The following is a 17,502-nucleotide window of genomic DNA, read 5'->3' as shown; positions in this document are numbered from 1 at the left end:
CGTTGATCATGTTGCCCTTGTAGAGCTTGAGGGTCACATCGCCGGTGACGGTCTTCTGCAGATCGTCGGTGAAGGCGCTGATGGCTTCCCGCAGGGGGGTGAACCACTGGCCGTTGTAGACCAGCTCGCCCATCTTCTGGGCAATGATCTCCTTGAAGTGGAAGGACTCCTTATCCAGCGTGATGGTCTCCAAGACGTTGTGGGCCTTGTAGAGGATGGCACCGCCGGGGGTCTCGTAGACGCCGCGGCTCTTCATGCCCACCAAGCGGTTCTCCACGATGTCCAGCAGGCCGATGCCGTTGGCGCCGCCCACCTTGTTCAGGTACTCGATCAGCGCCACGCCGTCCATCTCTTTGCCGTCCACGGCGGTGGGGATGCCCTTCTCGAAGTGGATCTTGACGTAGGTCGGGGTGTCGGGGGCCTGCTCGGGGCTGACACCCAGCTCCAAGAAGCCGGGCTTGTTGTACTGCGGCTCCAGAGAAGGCTGCTCCAGATCCAGACCTTCATGGCTCAGGTGCCACAGGTTCTTGTCCTTGGAGTAGTTGGTCTCGCGGTTGATCTTCAGGGGGATGTTGTGGGCCTCGGCGTAGTCGATCTCCTCGTCACGGCTCTTGATGTCCCACTCCCGCCAGGGGGCGATGATGGCCATATCGGGCGCCATCGCCTTGAGGGTCAGCTCAAAACGGACCTGATCGTTGCCCTTGCCGGTGCAGCCGTGGCAGATGGCGTCGGCGCCTTCCTGCTTGGCGATGTCGGCCAGCGCCTTGGCGATGCAGGGACGTGCATGGGAAGTGCCCAGCAGGTAGTCCTCATACTTGGCATCGGCCTTCAGGCAGGGCCAGATGTAGTTTTCCACATAGTCCTTCTTCAGGTCCAGCACGTAGAGCTTGGAAGCGCCGGTCTTGAGAGCCTTCTCCTCCAGACCGTCCAGCTCGGTGCCCTGTCCCACGTCACCGGAAACAGCGACGACTTCGCAGTTGTTGTAGTTTTCTTTCAGCCAAGGAATGATGATGGAGGTATCCAGACCGCCGGAGTAGGCCAGTACAACTTTCTTGATGTCCGCTTTGTTCTTTTTCATAATGATTCCCTCTCCTAGTATGTCAGCGCCGGGGTCGGTTGCTTGCCGCTGCTGAATATTTATTCATTCAATACTGTATATTATACAGCTTTTTATGCAAAAGACAAGTGAAAAAACGCACAAAGGAATTTCCACATTTTACAGCTTTCTATGTGTTCTGCACAAAGGATTTGTCATCCCATGCGACCCTATGCATGAATATTCATTTTTATAGCCAGATTCCGACGGGTCACCGGGATTTTTTCCATTTGAGGGTTTATGCATCCGTGCATTCCGCCAGCACCGCAGCCATTTCGGCGTCTGGCAGGCGGAGCCGCACCGGGGCAGGCGGGTCAGCGGGCGGGTTGAGGGGGTAGGCCCAGTAGCCCAGATCCAGCCAGCGGCCGAACTTGTAGCCGCTGTTTTTCTCCACCCCATAGCGGGTGAAGCCCAGTGCCTTGTGGAAGGCGTCACTCTGGGGGTTGGGCCGGGTGACGAGGGCAAAGGCATTGTGGTAGCCCTGTCGGCGCAGCAATTCCAGCAGCGCCGTGTACAGTTTGCGGCCGGTGCCCTGCCCTACCACATCGTGGGCGCAGTAGACGGTGGTTTCCACATCCCAAGCAAAGGAGCGCCGGGTGTGCCATGGATGGGCGCAGGCATACCCCGCCAGCCGGCCATCCGCCGTATAGGCCACAAGGAAAGGAGCCTTTTCCAGCACCTCTGTAATGTTCTGCCGGTAGTCTGCCTCGGTGGAGGGTTCGTACTGAAAGGTCTGGGTGCCGTGGGTGACATACCAGTTATAGAGGGCCATCACATCCGCCGCATCGTCGGGGGTAGCCATCCGCAGTGTCAGGCGGCTGCGGGCAGCCCAGTCTGCCGCCAGCGCTTCCTTTTGGGCCTTGGGCAGTTTTTTGAGGGCAGCCTCCCGCTTGAGGGCCGCGGATTTATCGGCACAAGCTTCGGCATAAACAAGCTGCACGGCAGCTTTGCCATGGCTTTGGGTGTATTTGGCGCCGCCCGCCCCGGTGCGGTGGGCATGGAGGCGGCGGGCCAAATCGTTGGTCCACCCTGCATACAGACTGCCGTCGGTACAGCGCAGCAGGTAGACCCATGCCGGGTCATAGGCCAGCCGGTCCGCCGCCAAGCTGGGCGACGGGCCTAGATGTTCGCCGCTCATTCGCTGACCGGGCGGCCCGCAGCCCGCAAGGTACGGCGGCAGGCCTCGATGGCGGTGGCCTTATCGTCGGCGGTGATCAGGAACCGGCTGGGATGGCAGAACCGCAGCCCCAGCCCGCTGATCTGGCGCAACTGCTCTTCCGGTTTACCCGCCCAGGCCGGGGGGAAGGGCAATTTGCTGCGCTTGGTGCGGTGGTCGGTGACGCACTGGGCGCTGTAGCCGCCCCGCTGGCTGGGATATACCACAAAGAGGGCATCGGTCTTGTAGAGGCCGTTTTTCCAAGGCATATAGGCGGGCAGCACCACAATGCCGTCCCGCATATTGGCATAGGCCCGGCGCACCGTCTCGTCGGCGCGGTTGACCGCGTTGGCGGCGGCGATCTCATTTTCCAAAATAGTCTTGGCCACCGGCACCGCCCGCCAGAAGCACTCGTCGGGGTCGGCCTTGGAATCCCACAAGGGGTTGAAGCTGCCGATGGCATCGGCCAGCGAATTCTGCTCGCCGGTGTTGTCGTTCAGATCCAGCGGCTGAATGAAGTTTTCGTCCATCAGGCGGGCCTGATGCTCCCCCACCAACTGGGCGCCCAGCACCCGCCACAGCAACCCGAAGGCCGCGTAAGGCACCCCATTGGGACGGGTCTCCCGGGGTTCGGAATGGTGGTCAAACAGGCCGCCCCCCACGTCATAGACGATGCCCTCGAAGTCGTCGGGCACCGTAAATCCCCGGGTGATCTTGATGTCCGGCCGCACGATCTGCAAAAGCGCCGTGGAAAACACATCGTCGGCGTGGAACTTGCCGCCGTGGGTAAAGCCGTTTGCGGGTATCTTCATAACCGTACTCTCCTGATTTGCTTTTTTCTTGTCATTATACCACATCCCGCAAGGGGCTGCACCCCGTTTTGCCGCAAAAAAAGACGGACCGCACCCGTTGTCTCCCCGTGCGGCCCGCCTTTCCGGCGGCGATTGTATTTCAGTGCCCCATCTGCGGTCCTAGATACCCGCCCGCCTGCCAGTAGATGTGCAGCATCTGGCGGCAAGCCTCGTTGGCGCGGCGCAGATATTCCTTCTTGCGCTGCTGCTCCTCGTGTTGGTGCCGCTGCAAGTCGCGCCAAGCGGCGCAGGTCTTGTGGCAGCCTTGGCAATAATGCGGACAGTTGGTTTGGCAGGGCAGCATAGGCGGTTCCTCCCGTATGTAGGTCATTGCCCTCAGTATACCGCCTTTTGCCCGCGAAATCTATCGTATTCCGGTCATTTTTGCGTAAAGAATCGGTCAACAAGCCCCCACGAAGGCCGCAAAGATCTTGCGGCTGTCGGCATTGACCTTATACGAAAACTCGGGGTGCCACTGCACTGCCCAGACGAACCGGCGCCCCGGCTCATAGACGGCCTCGATGATGCCGTCGGAGGCTTGGGCCATCGGCACCAATTCCGGCGCCAATACCCGAATAGCCTGATGGTGGTAGCTGTTCACGGGCAAGGTTTCTTTATGGAGCAGGTCGGTCAACGGCGTGCCGGGCAGTAGCTGCACCATATGGATGGGGGCCTCATAGGCTCCGGTCTGATGGTGGTTGACCTCCGAGGGGTTCTGTACGGGCAGGTCCTGCCAAAGAGTGCCCCCCAGCGCTGCATTGAGGAACTGAATGCCCCGGCAGATGCCCAACACCGGCTTGTCCAGTTCCCGGGCCAGCGCCAGCAGTTTGCTCTCCATCTTGTCCCGCTCCGGGCTAGTCTCGCCGCAGAGTTCGGTGGCCGGCTCCCCATAGAGCGCAGGCGTCACATCCTGCCCGCCGGTGAACAAAAAACCGTCGCAGTTGTCCGCCAACTGGGCCAGCGCCGCCTCGTCATCGGTCAGGGGCAGCATGATCGGAATGCCTCCCGCCTGCTCAATGCCCTGCATATAGCCGGGCAGCATCCAGTAGCTGGCGCGCTGGTAGTCCATCAGCGGAACAATGCCGATCAGCGGGCGTTTTTTCTTTTGCATAGGTAGTTCCTCCCTGTAAAAAAGGCGAAGAGCGCCCAACGGGCCTCTTCGCCTTGCATGGTTGTCATTGTAGCGCACCCGGGCGCATTCGTCAAGGGGGATTTAAAAGGCCTCCACCTTGAACACCGCCGCGCCGCTGGCCAGCGCCGCCTCCAACCCCAGCCCCGAATCCTCAAAGATCATCGTCTCGGCCGGGGTGACGCCAAAATGTTCCATCGCCTTCAAGTATCCTTCCGGGTCAGGCTTGCTCTTGGTCACATCCTCACTGGTGAGCACCAAGTCAAACCAGCACACACAGCCGAAATGGCTGAGCACCTCGGTGGCATTGCGGCGGCTGCCGGTGGTGACACAGGCCAGCCGGTTGCCCGCGGCCCGCAGGGACTGCAGCAGCTCGAAGAGCGCCCGGTTGGGCCGCACCGCGTCCAGATACTGGCTGTACAATTCCTTTTTGCGGTCATGGACCCGTTCCACATCGGTCGGGTCGGGGTCGCCGCCCATCAGAGGGCGCAGAAAATCTTTGTAGTAGCCGCCGTTGCAGTGGGCAGCGTAGTATTCGTCACTGACGGTGTAGCCCAGTTCCTCCAGCGCAGCCCGGTAGGAGGCCGCGTTGGCCGGCACGGTGTCCAGCAAAGTACCGTCCAGATCGACGCAGATCAGCATAGGGGGAAAACTCCTTTCAGCGGCGGGCGTGGTCGGCGGCGTCATTGGCCACCATCACCAGCCCGGCGTAGAACATGGCCGCCCGCTTGCGGTCCTTGGAAAGTTTATAGGGCATCAGCCGCAGCCAGTGGACCACCTCGTGCATGAGGATGCTGTCCACCTGTTCGGCGGGGTAACGGCGGCCCAAATCTGCCAACAGGTCGGCCAGCAGGGCGTCGTAGGCCGCGGAACGGGTCAGGGCGAAGTCGATGTGATTGCCCTGCACGGTGACCCGGGGGGTCATCATCATAAACTCGTACCCGCCATGCAGGCTTTGCAGCAGTTTGCCATAATCAAGGAAGGGACTTTCGTGCAGATTGCCGGTGTTGGGGTCGATGAGATACCAGCCTGTGTCGTCGGTGCGGCAGATGATATTCTCGATGGTCAGGTCCCCGTGGATGGTGGACACCGGGTCGGCGGCAAACAGGGTGCGCAGCCGTTCATGGTCGAACATCCAACTCAGTTGGTTCAGGTTTTTGTACTCCTTGCCGTTGATCCAGAGAGTCGGGGCAGCCATCAGCTCGTGCAGGGAACGAGCCTCCCGCAATTTTTGCAGGTTGCCGTCCACCTTTTTGGCGATGTACTGCTCGATCTTCTCCGGGTCGGAGGCCACCGCCGTGGGGCGGTAGAGTTTTTCTTCCAGTGTATCCAACACGGCGTGAAGGACGGCAGCGCTTTTTTCCACCGGGTTGGAGTGGAGGTACCGGAACATCCCCACCGCCTGCGGTTCGTAGGTCATATCATACCAGCAGCAGTCGGCGTCCTCACCGGTGCGCAGAATCTCACACAGGGGCAGCCGGTCCTGCTGGGCCCGCAGCCAGTGGAGCTGTTCGGCCAGCTTTTGGCCGTCGGCACCGAAGGCATATTTGCGGTAGAAGGTGTGGGTCTTGTCCATGCAGAGCATGGTGGTGGCGTTGGACCCTGCCGAAAAATCCTGCAAAATCGTGATGTCCTGATTCATCTGCAGGAACCGGTTGACCCACGCCTTATTTTGCAGCCCGAAATACTGGCTCAAAAACACGGCCCGGTCCTGCGGGTCGGCTTGGGGCAGCAGGTTGAGGTAGCTTTCCCCAGCGGGAGCGGCAGCGGTGGCCTGATTGACCACACCCCGCACCCGGGCGGGCAGCAGGGTGGCCAGCCACATGACCACCAACGGTGCCAAGAACCACCCCACCAGCAGTGCCCGCACTGCCCAAGGGGTCCCGGCCAGCGAACCGCCGGGCAGCACCGCCCGCAGATCCCCCGCCGAACGGCCAAAAAGGGTGTCGAAGACCTCTACCAGCGCCATGGGCTGACCGGCCGTGGTCATCGCGGCGGCCAGCGCCGTATAGGAAGCCAGATAGGCCACCCACATGACGGCGGTGTTCACCGCCAAACGCAGCAGATTGATCCGCCGCAGGTCCTTGAAGGTATTGATCAGGCTCCAGCAGAAAACCATGCCGTCCAGCTTGAGGGTATCGTTGAAGATGCCGCAGACCGCGAGGCAGACCCGTTTGATGCTGTCCCGCAGGGCCACGACGACCACGAGGGCCACCGCCAGCAGCACGGCGAAAACCAGATAGTACCGGGCCGCTGCCTCTACCGAAGCACCGCCCTGTCCCAGCAGCACGAAGGTACCGAAGCCCAGCGCCACAAACCATACGTCGAGAAACCGGTCCATGATAACGGTGGCCAGCGCAAAGCCCACGCCGGATTTCATCCGGCGGCCCACAAAGACCGCCCGGAACACATCCCCCAGATGGAGGGGCAGCAGCGTGTTAACGGCGTAGCCGCCTGCCATGCCTCGCAGCATGGCGCCGCGCTGGGGCCGCTCATAGATGCGGACGAACTGCTCCCACCGCAACAGGCGGAATGCATGGCCGGCCAGAACCAGAGCCACTGCCAGCAGCCAATACGCCAGTATCATTGTGCCTTTCCTCTTTCCTGCTTTTTCTTCCAACACAGCACGGCGTAGACGATGCCTGCCGCCGTAAGGGCATACCCCGCAATATAGGGGGTGAGATAGTACATGAAATAGGTGTCAGGGGTGGTCAAAAAGACCAGCGGGATGCGGGCGAAGATGGCCCCTGCCGCAAAGAACCACATCCAGCGGCGGCGCACCAGCAGCACCACCAGCGCCGCGGCGAACAGCCCGAAGGAGGGCAGCATCAGCCAGGTAGCCGCCGGGATCCCGAAGAGAAACTCGGTGCGGTAGGACAGCGACATGATGAAGTCTTCCCGCAGCGTTTGGTTGATGGGATAGACGGCCACGCTGTCGTTCAAAAAGTCTTTCTGTGCCTCTCCCATACCGTCGGGGTCATCAGAATAGACCAGCACCGTGGAGGCAAAGACCAGCTTTTGGTTGGAGTTGGTTTCTTGCTGTTCCACCGTGTTGAGGAACATGCCCATCCGTTCCCGCAGCAGCGAGCTGGGGTACTTCAGCGCCAGACGGACGATGGCTTTTTTACAGTCGCTCCACTGCTGTTCGGTCACCGTATAGATGCTGCGGGTCACCAGCGTGCGCAGTTCCGGTCCGTGGAGGTTGGAATTTTCCCGGCAAGCCTGCACATCGTAGACGGGGTCGATCATAGCCAGTTCCTCGGCATCCTCCACCGGGTCGGCGTCCTGCACCAGTGCAGCCGCCTGATAGCAGAGCGCCACATTCTGGTAAGTCCAGGCATCGCCCATCAGTCGGTTGTTGTAGGCCGTGCTGACCAGTGTGGCAGCCACGATCACCACGCTGCTGACCACTGCGCCCACCGGACGCACCGCCTTTTTGTGGACCAAAAAGGCCAGCAGCACCGGCAGCGCCACCAGATAGTAGATACTCTCGCTGCGCCAAGCCGCAGTCAGGAATCCCAACAGGGTGAACCACGCCAGCTTACCCCGGGTGATCTGCTCGCCCCGGGCATGCCACCACACCAGCAGCGCCACGGTGAACAGCTCGGTCCAAGTAGCCCAGGTCGTGCGGAAGGGCTGCATGTCATGAAGCACCACCGGCGGCAGCAAAAAGGGCAGGTACAGGATGGCGAACCACCCCGCTGCCACGGGGCGGCGCAGCCGCTGGGCGGCCAAGGTTTGGGCCGCCGCCAAAAAGAAGCCCACCACCCCGGCGATGAGCAGCGTCTGGATCAGTACCAGCCCGCCGGGCAGGGGCAGAAACATCAGGCAGAGGATAAACACCGCACTGGTCAGAAAACTCTGCCATGGGGCGGGGGTCAGGGTACGGGCCTTGTACAGCACGTCCAGATCGTCGCTGCCCCAGCAGCCCGGCCAGACGATAAGCAGCACCACCAGCGTCACCGCCAGATAGGGCAGCATCCAGCGCAGCCAGCAGAGGATAAACGCATCCCGGCGGCGGACCTTATCCACCAGTGTGACCAGCCCATGCACCACGGCAAAAGCTGCCAGCACAAAGAGGATCTTATACACAAAGAACGCCGGGGTGCGCCAATCATAGCGGAAAAACAGCCGGTCGGTGGCCAGTGTCACCAGACACCAGACCACGGCGGTCAGCGCTTCCCAGCGCAGACGTTTGGGGATTGTTACCATAGTGTTCTCCTTGGGGGACGCTGCTTATTGCAGCGCCGCAAAAGCGGCATCGTTGGCGGGGGCTTCGGCCGCCCGATACTCGTCGGGGGTGCCGAAGGGCAGATGCAGGTCTGTGGCAAAGCCCTGCACCGCCGCCCCGTGGACCGCCAGTACATTGTAGATGCCCGACACGAAAAATTCTTTGTACGCGCAGGCATGCAGGTATTCTTGGCAGGCATCGGCGTAGGTCTTTTTGTCTTGGAAATAGTAGGCCCCGCAGATGGCGTCATGGCTGACCACCTGCTTTTCCACCGTATGGCAGACGTTGCCGTCGGCGCCGTATTGCAGGTAACTGTACGCGGGAGAATCGCTCTGGAAGGTCAGCAGCGCCCCCGCCGGGCCGCGGGCGAAATCTTCCGCAGCACAAAAATCGTAGAAGGAACGGCACAAGAACAGGTGGTCGCAGTCATTGAAGAGCAGCGGTTCCCCGTCGGGCAGTCCCTCGGCGCCTTTCAGGGCGGTGATCGCCGCCCCCGCCGTGACTTCCGGCAGGGCCACAATGCGGGCCTCGGGCCAGTAGGCACGGATCTTCTTATCGATGGCAAAGTCCCGGATATGCTCCTCCAGCACCACAAAGGTCAGGTCGGCGCAGTCCACGAACTTTTCCACGCTGCGGGCCGCCCAGTAGAAGAAGGGCTTGCCGTGGATCTCGATGAGGGGTTTGGGGCAGACAAAGCCATTCTCAAAAAAGCGGCTGCCCCGGCCCGCCATGGGCAGAATCAGATGCAGTTTGGCCATACCGTTTCTCCTTTTGTGTCAGGCCTTGTCGTGTTCGGCCAGCATCCGGCATTCCGTTTCCACTACCCGGGCCAGACCCGTTTCAATGTCCACCTGCGGCACCCAGCCGTAGGCTTCCTTGGCGTGGGCGTTGTCGCAGAGGCTGAACTTGTTCACCTCGTGGTCGAGGATCTCCGGCTTGATGCCGTAGGCCCCGCCGTACAGCTCGGGGTATTTGGCCCAGTAGTGGCTGGTGGGGCAGTATTTTGCCTCGATGTCCTTGCCCATCAGCCGGCAGGCGATGGCATAGAGTTCCCGCACCGAGTAACTCTGGTTGCTGGACACATTCACCGCGTCAAAGCCCGGCTGGGGATGTTCCACCACCCGCAGAGCCAGATCGATGAGGTCATCCACATAGATATAGTCCCGGCGCTGGTTGCCGTCGGAATGGAACTCCGGCGTGCGGCCGTAGTACAGTTCCCGGATCATATACCCCACAAAGGGCGGCTGCTTGCGCAGACAGTCGATGTGAGGACCGTAGACGTTGGCAAACCGCAGGCAGGTCACCGTCATGCCGTAGGTGTCGGCAAAACTCTGGCAGAACCGCTCGCCGCAGTACTTAGTGTTGGGGTAGATCAGCGTGGGGGTGTGGAAAGAGGTCTCCACCGTGGGGAACTCGGTCTCGTTCTCATACATAGCGTTGGTGGAAGCCTGCACCACCTGCTTGACGCCGGTGCGGCGGGCACATTCCAACAGATGCACAAGGCCCAAGGTGTTCACTTCCACCGCCTGCACAGGGTCGCTCTGGCAGTCGGGCAGCGGGGCGATGCCCGCAATGTTGTACACCACATCAAACTTTTCGGCCTCAAACAGGGCCGGAATGGCCTCCCGGTCCCGAATATCCATCCGGCGGACCTCGCCGCCGAAGTCATGGTCGTCGAATTTCAGATTGTCCAGATTGCCGTAGGAGAAGTTATCAATGCCCACGACCTCGTCGCCGCGCTGCCACAACCGATGCCACAGCTGCCCGCCGATAAACCCGGCGGCGCCCGTTACCAGAACTTTCATACAAAAGCCTCCTTATTGCTGCACCGGGATCTCGGTGTAGGTGTATGCGTCAATGACTTTGCTGCGCCATTCCCGGGCCACAAAGGCTTTGGGGCTGCGCAGATACTGCCCGCACAGCTTGAGCAAAATCAACCCGAAGCTGGTGAGCTTGTTTACATTGCTGATCTGATCTTCCTCCCGCCAGCTGATGGGGAAAAACATCAGCTTCTGCTTGAGATAGCACTGGGTGAGGATCATGCAGCAGTTGAAATACAGGGTATCGGGGAATTTTTGGTAGTACCGGGTCTTGAGGGGCTCCACCGCATAGAGGTTGAGGCCGCTGCCCAAGTCGGTGATATGGCGGCGAGCCACCAGCGTGAAGATCACATTGAAGCCGTGGTTGCCCAGCACCCGCACCCAGCTATACCCCTTGATGCGGCTGCCCCGGATGAACCGGGACCCCAGACAGCAGTCATACTGCCGGTAGCTGCCGCTTTCCAGCACGGGCAGCAGGTCGGCAATGGCCCCCTGATCGTCGCCGTGAAGCACCACCATATGTTCGTATCCGTGGTCCGCCGCGTAGCCGAAAGCCACCTTATGGCTGCCGCCCAACCCGTAGTTTTCGTCGTTGCGGAGCAGCCGCACCGGCAAGTCGGGGTGACGACGGCGCCAATCCTGCACGGCGGCCTCGGTGTCGTCGGTGGAACGGTTGTTGACCACGATGCACTCCCCTACCCAAGGCTTGACCCGGGGGTCCAGCAGTTGGAACAAAACCCGGGGCACCTGCTTGGCGCAGTTGTACGCGGGGATGAATACCAGCAATTTTTCCATCAGTCAGGCTCCTTTCCACCCGAGGGGGCGGGATTCGGTTTAAGCATAGCACAAAACGCCGCGGGCCGCAACGTCACGCAGCCCAGCCATCCACCACCAGCACTTGCAGGCTGGCGGTACCGTAGGTCACGGTATACCGGTCGGTGATGGCAAAGTTTTCTTCCAGCCATGCGTGGAAGGCGTCCATGTCCCGCACTTCGGCGTCGTCATACAAAATCACATCGGGCAGTTTGTCGGGCACCATGGTGTAGTAGGTTTCAAAACGGGGGTCGCTGTCGGTGCCGGAGATCACCGACGCCTGCGCCACCGTCAGGGTGCCGTCCGCCATCAAAAAGCCCAGACCGTTCTGTTCCCCGATGGCTTGTAGCACCGCCTGTCCGGCGTAGGGTGCCAGCGCTTGGTAAAGGCATTCCTGCATATCGGCGGCCTTCTCATCGGCCCAGATCCCCTTGGCAGGGCCGTTTTGGATGCGCACCAGCGGGGTGTCGGCCACCGAGTGGGCTTTCCAGCCGGTGGTCTGCACGCACCACAGCCGGCAGACCGCCAAAAACAGCACCAGCGCCCCCAAGCATCCTTGGGCGATGCGCCGCACCCCTTGGGGTTCGCTTTGGGCCAGCAGCAAAAGGCCGCAAAGGGCCGGCCAAGTCAGATACAAAAAGGTAGCAGGCAGTCCCAGTACGGTAGACCGCACAATAAACAGGTAAGCCGCCAGCCCCGGCAGATACCCCAGCCAGAAGAGCGGCCCAGCCCCGGGCAGGCGGCGGCCCCGCCAGAACGCCCACGCCCCGGCCAGCACCAGCACGGGCAGGAACTGCCGTTCGTCCAGACTGGCATCGGCCACGGCCCGCACCGTGCATTGCAGCATGGCAAAAAGAGTCCACAGCCCCAGCAGCGCGGCAATCCCGCCGGGCAGTGCGCCTTTGCGCCAACGCACCACCGCCCCTACGGCCAATGCGGCCAGCAGCGGCCACAGCAGGCTGCGCGCCACCGGCAGTGCCTGCTGGGCCAACTGGGCCAGCCGCTCGGCGGCGGTAAAGCCGTATTGAGGGTCGTCGAGGATCAGTTTCACCCGGGCAAGGAAGGCGGCCAGATCAAAGCCCATGCCTTGCAGCGCCCAGACAAGGAACACCCCGCCGCAGACGGCACAGCTCCCCAGCAGCAGCCATGCCCCCCGGGGCAGGCCCAGCCAGCGGCGTTCGCCGCCCCGGCGGCCCAGCACCACCATACCGATCCAGAGGAACGGGAACGTGGCAGCGCTTTGGGGATAGGCCAAAAAGCTGAAGCAGGCGCAGACTGCCCCCAGCACCACCAGCCACGGGCGGCGGAACCCCCGGGTGAGATAGTGGTGGAAGCAGAGAAAAGCCGCCACGGTAAAGTAAAATTGCTGACCGGTGTAGTCGGGCCCCAAGAACCACTTGGGCGCATAGAGCAGCAACGCCAAAGCAGCCAGCCCGGCCCCGGGGCGGCCCAGTTCCCGCCGAAATTCCCGGTAGAATACCCAGCTCATGGCGGCCTTGCAGACCAGCATGACCACCCGGAAAAAGACCAGCACACCGGTGGTGGTGCCGGTCACCGCGATATAAAGGGCCAGCAGCACTGCCGGAGGCAGCGCGCAGAGTTGGTGGGGTTCCCACATGGTGGCGAAGAGACGGTCCCCCTGCACCAGCCGGAAGCCCAGCGAAAGGGCGTAGACTTCGTCAATTTCCAGCCCCACAAAGATCTGCCGCACCATCACCAACAGGCAGGCCAGCACCAACGCGCCCCAAGCGGCGCGCACGGCGGGTTTGGACATCATCTTTCCTCCCCTTTCAGCCGTTTGTGGAGCAGCGCGTCCCGGGCGTACCACAGATAGGGCAGATAGTTTTCCCCAAAGGCTTCCCACTTACGGGCGAACCAACTGCGGGGGCGGCCGTCCTTGTGCTTAACCGCCGCCACATCAAAAAAGCGGGCCTTGTCCAGCACGACGATCTTTGCCTCAAAGGGCAGGTCCCAACCCTCGGGATACCAGTAGGCGGGGGTCAGCAGCCGGTAGTCACTGCGCTCGGCGGCGTAGCGGTTGAGCTGGCTTTCGTCATGCCACAGGGCGATGACCCCGTGGGCCAGATCCAGCTCGGTGCGGCGTTCCAGCTCATGGCAAAGGGCCAAAAACGCCGACGACGTGCCGCCGTTCAGCCCGCCGGACACATAGTCCCGCCCACAGTTGTAGGGGATGTAGGCGGTGCTTTTGGGGTTGCGGTCGTAGGAATAAAACAGCGGTTTCTTGTTCCAGAACCCCGGCTGCTGGACAAGCAGCAAGTCTTCGCCCTGTTCGGGCCGGGGCAGGAACTCCGCCGCCGTGACGGTCTTTTGGCAGACCAGATTGGCGTTGAAGAAGAACAGAAAGTCACAAGCCGCCAGCGCGGTTTCCTGCGTCAGAAAGATGGAAAACCGCCGCAGCGTACTGTATGGCCAATCGTAGGCCTGCTGGTAGATGCGGTGAACGTTGGCGGCGTCCTCGGCCTCGATGTGGTCGGCGTCGGTAAAGACGAAGTATTCCTTTTGGCAGCCGGGCAGAAAGTTCTGTTCAAAGCTGCGGTAAAATTCCGGCCAGAACACCGTGTACTTTCCGGTGCAAAGGTAGAGCATCCCAATCGTTGGCATTATGCGCTCCTTCTGTGTTTGAGTTTTTGCCACACGCCGACGGCATACTGGCGCAGGTAGGCGGCATCCCGGCCCCACGCGTAGACCGCCAGATTGAAGAGGTTGGGCACCACACAGACCAGCACCGCCCGGGGCAAAAGCCCCAGCCAGCCCCGGATGGGCACCGCCTCACACAAGGCCCAGGTGCCGCCCATGCAGATGGCCAGCGTAACAAGGTGCAGCGCCTGCATCCGCAAATAGTGGCCCATGCTGCCCTGCATATACCGCCGGAACACCACCACGATGCGCCCCGCCCACATGATGCAGTGGGCCACCACCGTGGCGATAAGAGCGCCGGTGATGTCAAACCGCGGGAAGAGCGCAAAGCTCAGCAGCAGGTTAACGGCGGCGGAGGTCACCATAAACCACTGGTCCTGTTCAAAGTGGCCCAGCACCGCCCGGTAGCTGCCCAGCATACGGTGGTTCCAGCCCACGTACTCGTTCAGACTGAAGACCAATACAAAGCCCATGGGCAGCAGCCAGTCGGGGCCCATCCATGCCTCCATAAAGGGCTGGAACAGGCAGAAGTAGGCGGTGGCCACAAAGCTGCCGAAGAGGTAGCTGAGCAGGTCCATGCCCCAGAACACCTGTTTGTCATGGTCGTTGGCGGCGGCGGATTTGTCGTAGACGATGTTGCCGATGGCCGCGGCAAAGCTGTCCATGATCTTGTTGCCCAGATCGGTGGCGCTGGTGGAGATGTTGGTGTAATTGCCCAGCAGGGTGGTCTGGACCGAGCCGCCCATCCGGGCGGTGACGATGGTATCCGACGAGCCGTAGATGGTGTTGGAGAGCCGGTGGACCAGATAGTACCGCAGGTCGTGGAAGATGCCCAAGTCCTTGAAGTCCTTTAAGGTAACCTTGACATCGTGGACATAGGGGAAGTCCTTGCGGAAGCGGTGTGCCACCACCAGATTGGCGCAGACGTTGCAGACGATAGCCACGCTGAAGTAGAGCACATAGTTGGGGCACCACAGCGAAACGGCGATCTTGGCCAGCGAGGTGAGGACGTTGAAGCAGAAGTCGATGCGGGTACACAGGTACCCCTGTTGGGTACAGGTATACATAAGCCGCCGGGTGACCAAGAAGTAGCTGCACAGGGTGGATACCACGTTGAGACCGTACACCGTGTAGCCGGTGACCAGCGGCACGTCGGGCATGATCCAAGGCAGGGCAGCGGCGCCCAGCAGGGCCAGCAAAGCGATGGCAAGGCCCACCGCCCGGTAGGCCCACTTGTACATCGACATGTACTTGCTGATTTTCTCCACATTTTTGGCGGCGATCTGTTCATACAGCCGGTAGCTGATGACGCTGCCCACGCCAAATTCGGCGATGGAGAAAAAGTTGAAGAGCTGGGTGACCACCTGCGAGGCGGTGCTGATCTGGGTGCCGAAGTTAAAGACCAACAGCCGCCGGGTGACAAGGCCCAGCAGCAGCAACAGCAAGCTGGAGCCCACCGCATAGGCCATATTGATCAGGGTACGTCTGGTTCGCAAAACAGGTTATCCTTTCTTACCGTTTTGGCGGCGGGCAGCCAGCCATAAGGTGAACCGGGGACCGAACAGCCGCAGCAAGGTGCGGAAAAGCCGCCAATCCCGGCGAGTGTTGACCTCGGTGCCGTGGGTGTAAAGGGGGCGCAGTTGCTTGAGATAGGGCAGACAGGCCCGGCGCAGGGTTTTGTCGGTGACGGCGGCGGTGCGGGCCTGAGGCCAAAACACATCGGCGGCGGCGTCCTGCATGGCGGCGTAGGTGGCACCGTCCACATGGCCGGCGGCGGCCAGCGCCGCCAGATGCCGCTGGGCGGCGGCCAACGCCTTGAACCGCTTGGGCAGGTTTTTCGCGTCGGTAAGAAGACTCCCCGGCCGCCCTACCCGGTAATGGGTAAAGACCACATCGAGGAAGTAAAGCCCCTCGCATTTGGTCAGCAGCAGCAGGTCAAAGGGCCAGTCCTCGGCCCAGCGCACGTCGGGCCAGAAGCGCAGGTCGTTTTCGGCCAGCCAAGCCCGGCGCAGGCAGTATTTCCACACCGACCAGTGCCCGGCCTCGTACAAAGCGTGGAGCCGCTGGGCACAGTCGGTGCTGTCGAAGGGGCCGGGCAGCAGCCGCAGCCCCTCGTGGGGGGTCAGGGTACCGTCGGGCAGCCATTCCAGATGCTTGCCCACATACCAGTCATACCCGGGGTGGGCCGCCAGTTCCCGGCGCAGCGCCGCCAGCAGCCCCGGCGCCATGGCATCGTCGCTGTCCAAAAACAGCACCCAGTCCCCGGTGGCGGCCCGCAGGCCGCTGTTGCGGGCGGCGGCCAGACCGCCGTTTTTCCGGTGGATGACCTGCACGCCGGGGATCTCGGCTGCCAAGGCGTCACAGAGCTGGGGGCACAGGTCGGTGGAACCGTCGTCCACCAGAATGCACTCCCAGTCCCGGGGGCCTTCCTGCTCGGCCACGCTTTTGACGCAGGCCGCCAGATAGTTCTGCACGTTATACACCGGAATAATGATGGAAAACTGCGGCACAGCGGCCCCCTCCTTTCTTTGCTTATCGGGTTTCGATGCGCTGCCAGTCGGGCTGGTAGAGCGCCGTCTGTTTGGTGTGGGCGTACCACCGGTCGGGCGCCCAGACGGCACGCCCCGGCGCGGCCAGATACTGCCCCCACCAGCTATACGTGGAATTGCTGAGGATGAACCCCCGGCAAAGGGCCATCCGGTTCAGGTCCCCCACCGCGTCCCCCCGGGGCAGAAACACCGTAGGCAGCCCTGCGGTGTCCAGATGTTCCTTCGCCCAGTCCACGTCATCGGAAAAGACAAAGACGGTGGCTTCGGGGTGGGCGGCGGCCACCGCGGCGGCCGCCCGGGCATAGTAGGCCGGGGTGCAGACCTGCAAGATCTCGTTTTCCGGCTTGCAGTAGTCCCCCCGGCGCAGGTGGAGCGCCACCGGGTAGGCGGCGGTGCGGATGGCGTCGGCTTCCGGCCCGGTGGGGGGCTGCTTAGCCCGCAGTTCCTGCCGGATCACCGGGGCAAAATCGGCAAAATAGGCTTCGCCCTGAAAGTACCCCCACGCCAAAAAATCCTTGGCCGGGCCGCGGTGCACCGGGGTGTAGCCGTCGGTGGCAAAGTGCAGCCCCAGCAGGTTGAGCAGCGGGGCGCAGCGCTGCTCCCAACGGTGCCAGTCCCGGGCCAGCAGGCCGCGGCGCTGCTCGTATTTGATCATCAGCGCCTTGGCGGCGTTCTGCCGGGGCAGGTGCTGTTTGGCAAAGCCCGGCTCGCTGCAGATCGTTACCTCCGGCGAGAGGTTCAGTTCCTGCAAAGCGCAGACCGTGTGAGCCGGGGCGCCGTTCCGCCAGTCCTGCCGGTCCAGCAGGGTGACGGCCTCGCCGCAGCGCAGGCCCAGTGCCCGGGCAAAGGCATAGATGAACATCTGGTTGCCCAGTCCCCCGGCCAGTTCGGCGTAGATCATCGGCGGCCTCCCAGTTGGTCATAGAGTTGTTCCATCCGGGCGGCGGCGGTGTGCAGCTCGTACCCGGCGGCGGCCAGTTCCGCCCAGTGGTCGGCATGGGGGCCGTGACCGGCGATCTGCTGGGCCGTAGCCGCCCAGTCCGAGAGGGGGGCGTCCAGCGGCAGAAAATGCACCAGATCGGTCACGGCGCCGTCGTCCGGCACATTGGTGGAGGCCAGACACGGCACACCGCAGCCTTGGGCTTCCACCAGCGTGACGGGGCTGCCCTCAAAGTTGCTGGGCAGCAAAAACAGGTCGA

At 62.0% G+C, this 17,502-nt stretch carries 16 protein-coding genes and 1 pseudogene; all 17 read right to left on the bottom strand.

Annotated elements, in window-relative coordinates; genetic code table 11:
* Nucleotides 1-1,078 (bottom strand): argininosuccinate synthase (locus Q0526_RS12825; RefSeq protein WP_298734267.1); only part of this gene is annotated, 1,078 nt, incomplete at its 3' end.
* A gap of 256 nt (nucleotides 1,079-1,334) precedes the next feature.
* A complete protein-coding gene (locus Q0526_RS12820; RefSeq protein ID WP_298734266.1) occupies nucleotides 1,335-2,234 on the bottom strand; it encodes a GNAT family N-acetyltransferase in 900 nt (299 codons plus the stop codon).
* Entirely contained in the window at nucleotides 2,231-3,064 is an 834-nt protein-coding gene (locus Q0526_RS12815; protein ID WP_298734265.1) for an MYG1 family protein, read from the bottom strand. Before Q0526_RS12815 ends, Q0526_RS12820 begins: the two co-directional genes overlap by 4 nt.
* Nucleotides 3,065-3,203: 139 nt before the next feature.
* Nucleotides 3,204-3,407 (bottom strand): hypothetical protein, encoded by a 204-nt coding sequence (locus Q0526_RS12810; protein WP_298734264.1) that lies wholly within the window; start codon nucleotides 3,405-3,407, stop codon nucleotides 3,204-3,206.
* Between the two features lie 96 nt (nucleotides 3,408-3,503).
* The gene (locus Q0526_RS12805; protein ID WP_298734263.1) at nucleotides 3,504-4,214 is read right to left on the bottom strand and encodes a gamma-glutamyl-gamma-aminobutyrate hydrolase family protein; all 711 of its coding nucleotides are present in this window, start codon (nucleotides 4,212-4,214) and stop codon (nucleotides 3,504-3,506) included.
* A 102-nt stretch (nucleotides 4,215-4,316) separates the two neighbouring features.
* Nucleotides 4,317-4,874, bottom strand: coding sequence for an HAD family hydrolase (locus Q0526_RS12800; protein WP_298734262.1), 558 nt, complete (start codon nucleotides 4,872-4,874; stop codon nucleotides 4,317-4,319).
* A gap of 16 nt (nucleotides 4,875-4,890) precedes the next feature.
* Complete coding sequence (locus tag Q0526_RS12795; protein WP_298734261.1) at nucleotides 4,891-6,819, bottom strand: lysylphosphatidylglycerol synthase transmembrane domain-containing protein; 1,929 nt, start codon at nucleotides 6,817-6,819, stop codon at nucleotides 4,891-4,893.
* Nucleotides 6,816-8,444: a hypothetical protein gene (locus Q0526_RS12790; protein ID WP_298734260.1), complete on the bottom strand. Its 1,629-nt coding sequence runs from the start codon at nucleotides 8,442-8,444 to the stop codon at nucleotides 6,816-6,818. The genes Q0526_RS12795 and Q0526_RS12790 overlap by 4 nt, the downstream gene beginning before the upstream one ends.
* A gap of 24 nt (nucleotides 8,445-8,468) precedes the next feature.
* The gene (locus Q0526_RS12785; RefSeq protein WP_298734259.1) at nucleotides 8,469-9,221 is read right to left on the bottom strand and encodes an NTP transferase domain-containing protein; all 753 of its coding nucleotides are present in this window, start codon (nucleotides 9,219-9,221) and stop codon (nucleotides 8,469-8,471) included.
* A gap of 18 nt (nucleotides 9,222-9,239) precedes the next feature.
* Nucleotides 9,240-10,268 (bottom strand): NAD-dependent epimerase/dehydratase family protein, encoded by a 1,029-nt coding sequence (locus Q0526_RS12780; protein ID WP_298734258.1) that lies wholly within the window; start codon nucleotides 10,266-10,268, stop codon nucleotides 9,240-9,242.
* Between the two features lie 12 nt (nucleotides 10,269-10,280).
* Nucleotides 10,281-11,078, bottom strand: coding sequence for a glycosyltransferase family 2 protein (locus Q0526_RS12775; RefSeq protein ID WP_298734257.1), 798 nt, complete (start codon nucleotides 11,076-11,078; stop codon nucleotides 10,281-10,283).
* Nucleotides 11,079-11,151: 73 nt separating this feature from the next.
* The gene (locus tag Q0526_RS12770; protein WP_298734250.1) at nucleotides 11,152-12,873 is read right to left on the bottom strand and encodes a hypothetical protein; all 1,722 of its coding nucleotides are present in this window, start codon (nucleotides 12,871-12,873) and stop codon (nucleotides 11,152-11,154) included.
* On the bottom strand, nucleotides 12,870-13,718 hold the full coding sequence (locus Q0526_RS12765) for a family 6 glucosyltransferase (RefSeq protein ID WP_298734248.1): 849 nt from the start codon (nucleotides 13,716-13,718) through the stop codon (nucleotides 12,870-12,872). Before Q0526_RS12765 ends, Q0526_RS12770 begins: the two co-directional genes overlap by 4 nt.
* Entirely contained in the window at nucleotides 13,718-15,250 is a 1,533-nt protein-coding gene (locus tag Q0526_RS12760; protein WP_298734246.1) for an oligosaccharide flippase family protein, read from the bottom strand. The genes Q0526_RS12765 and Q0526_RS12760 overlap by 1 nt, the downstream gene beginning before the upstream one ends.
* A 6-nt stretch (nucleotides 15,251-15,256) precedes the next feature.
* Entirely contained in the window at nucleotides 15,257-16,264 is a 1,008-nt protein-coding gene (locus Q0526_RS12755) for a glycosyltransferase family 2 protein (protein WP_298734244.1), read from the bottom strand.
* A 22-nt stretch (nucleotides 16,265-16,286) separates the two neighbouring features.
* Nucleotides 16,287-17,204: an alpha-1,2-fucosyltransferase gene (locus Q0526_RS12750; protein WP_298734242.1), complete on the bottom strand. Its 918-nt coding sequence runs from the start codon at nucleotides 17,202-17,204 to the stop codon at nucleotides 16,287-16,289.
* Nucleotides 17,201-17,502: pseudogene (locus Q0526_RS12745) on the bottom strand (hypothetical protein); the annotation flags it as partial. The gene Q0526_RS12750 and the pseudogene Q0526_RS12745, both read right to left, overlap by 4 nt.

This window comes from uncultured Subdoligranulum sp., assembly GCF_937890665.1.
This window is presented reverse-complemented; position numbering and strand designations above follow the sequence as displayed.

Bases quoted from the DNA above. Each gene is read 5' to 3' on its own strand.
- Q0526_RS12795 (WP_298734261.1), bottom strand. From the start codon at position 6,819: ATGATACTGGCGTATTGGCTGCTGGCAGTGGCTCTGGTTCTGGCCGGC.
- Q0526_RS12765 (WP_298734248.1), bottom strand. From the start codon at position 13,718: ATGCCAACGATTGGGATGCTCTACCTTTGCACCGGAAAGTACACGGTG.
- Q0526_RS12750 (WP_298734242.1), bottom strand. From the start codon at position 17,204: ATGATCTACGCCGAACTGGCCGGGGGACTGGGCAACCAGATGTTCATC.
- Q0526_RS12810 (WP_298734264.1), bottom strand. From the start codon at position 3,407: ATGCTGCCCTGCCAAACCAACTGTCCGCATTATTGCCAAGGCTGCCAC.
- Q0526_RS12820 (WP_298734266.1), bottom strand. From the start codon at position 2,234: ATGAGCGGCGAACATCTAGGCCCGTCGCCCAGCTTGGCGGCGGACCGG.
- Q0526_RS12815 (WP_298734265.1), bottom strand. From the start codon at position 3,064: ATGAAGATACCCGCAAACGGCTTTACCCACGGCGGCAAGTTCCACGCC.
- Q0526_RS12770 (WP_298734250.1), bottom strand. From the start codon at position 12,873: ATGATGTCCAAACCCGCCGTGCGCGCCGCTTGGGGCGCGTTGGTGCTG.
- Q0526_RS12805 (WP_298734263.1), bottom strand. From the start codon at position 4,214: ATGCAAAAGAAAAAACGCCCGCTGATCGGCATTGTTCCGCTGATGGAC.
- Q0526_RS12785 (WP_298734259.1), bottom strand. From the start codon at position 9,221: ATGGCCAAACTGCATCTGATTCTGCCCATGGCGGGCCGGGGCAGCCGC.
- Q0526_RS12780 (WP_298734258.1), bottom strand. From the start codon at position 10,268: ATGAAAGTTCTGGTAACGGGCGCCGCCGGGTTTATCGGCGGGCAGCTG.
- Q0526_RS12775 (WP_298734257.1), bottom strand. From the start codon at position 11,078: ATGGAAAAATTGCTGGTATTCATCCCCGCGTACAACTGCGCCAAGCAG.
- Q0526_RS12800 (WP_298734262.1), bottom strand. From the start codon at position 4,874: ATGCTGATCTGCGTCGATCTGGACGGTACTTTGCTGGACACCGTGCCG.
- Q0526_RS12790 (WP_298734260.1), bottom strand. From the start codon at position 8,444: ATGGTAACAATCCCCAAACGTCTGCGCTGGGAAGCGCTGACCGCCGTG.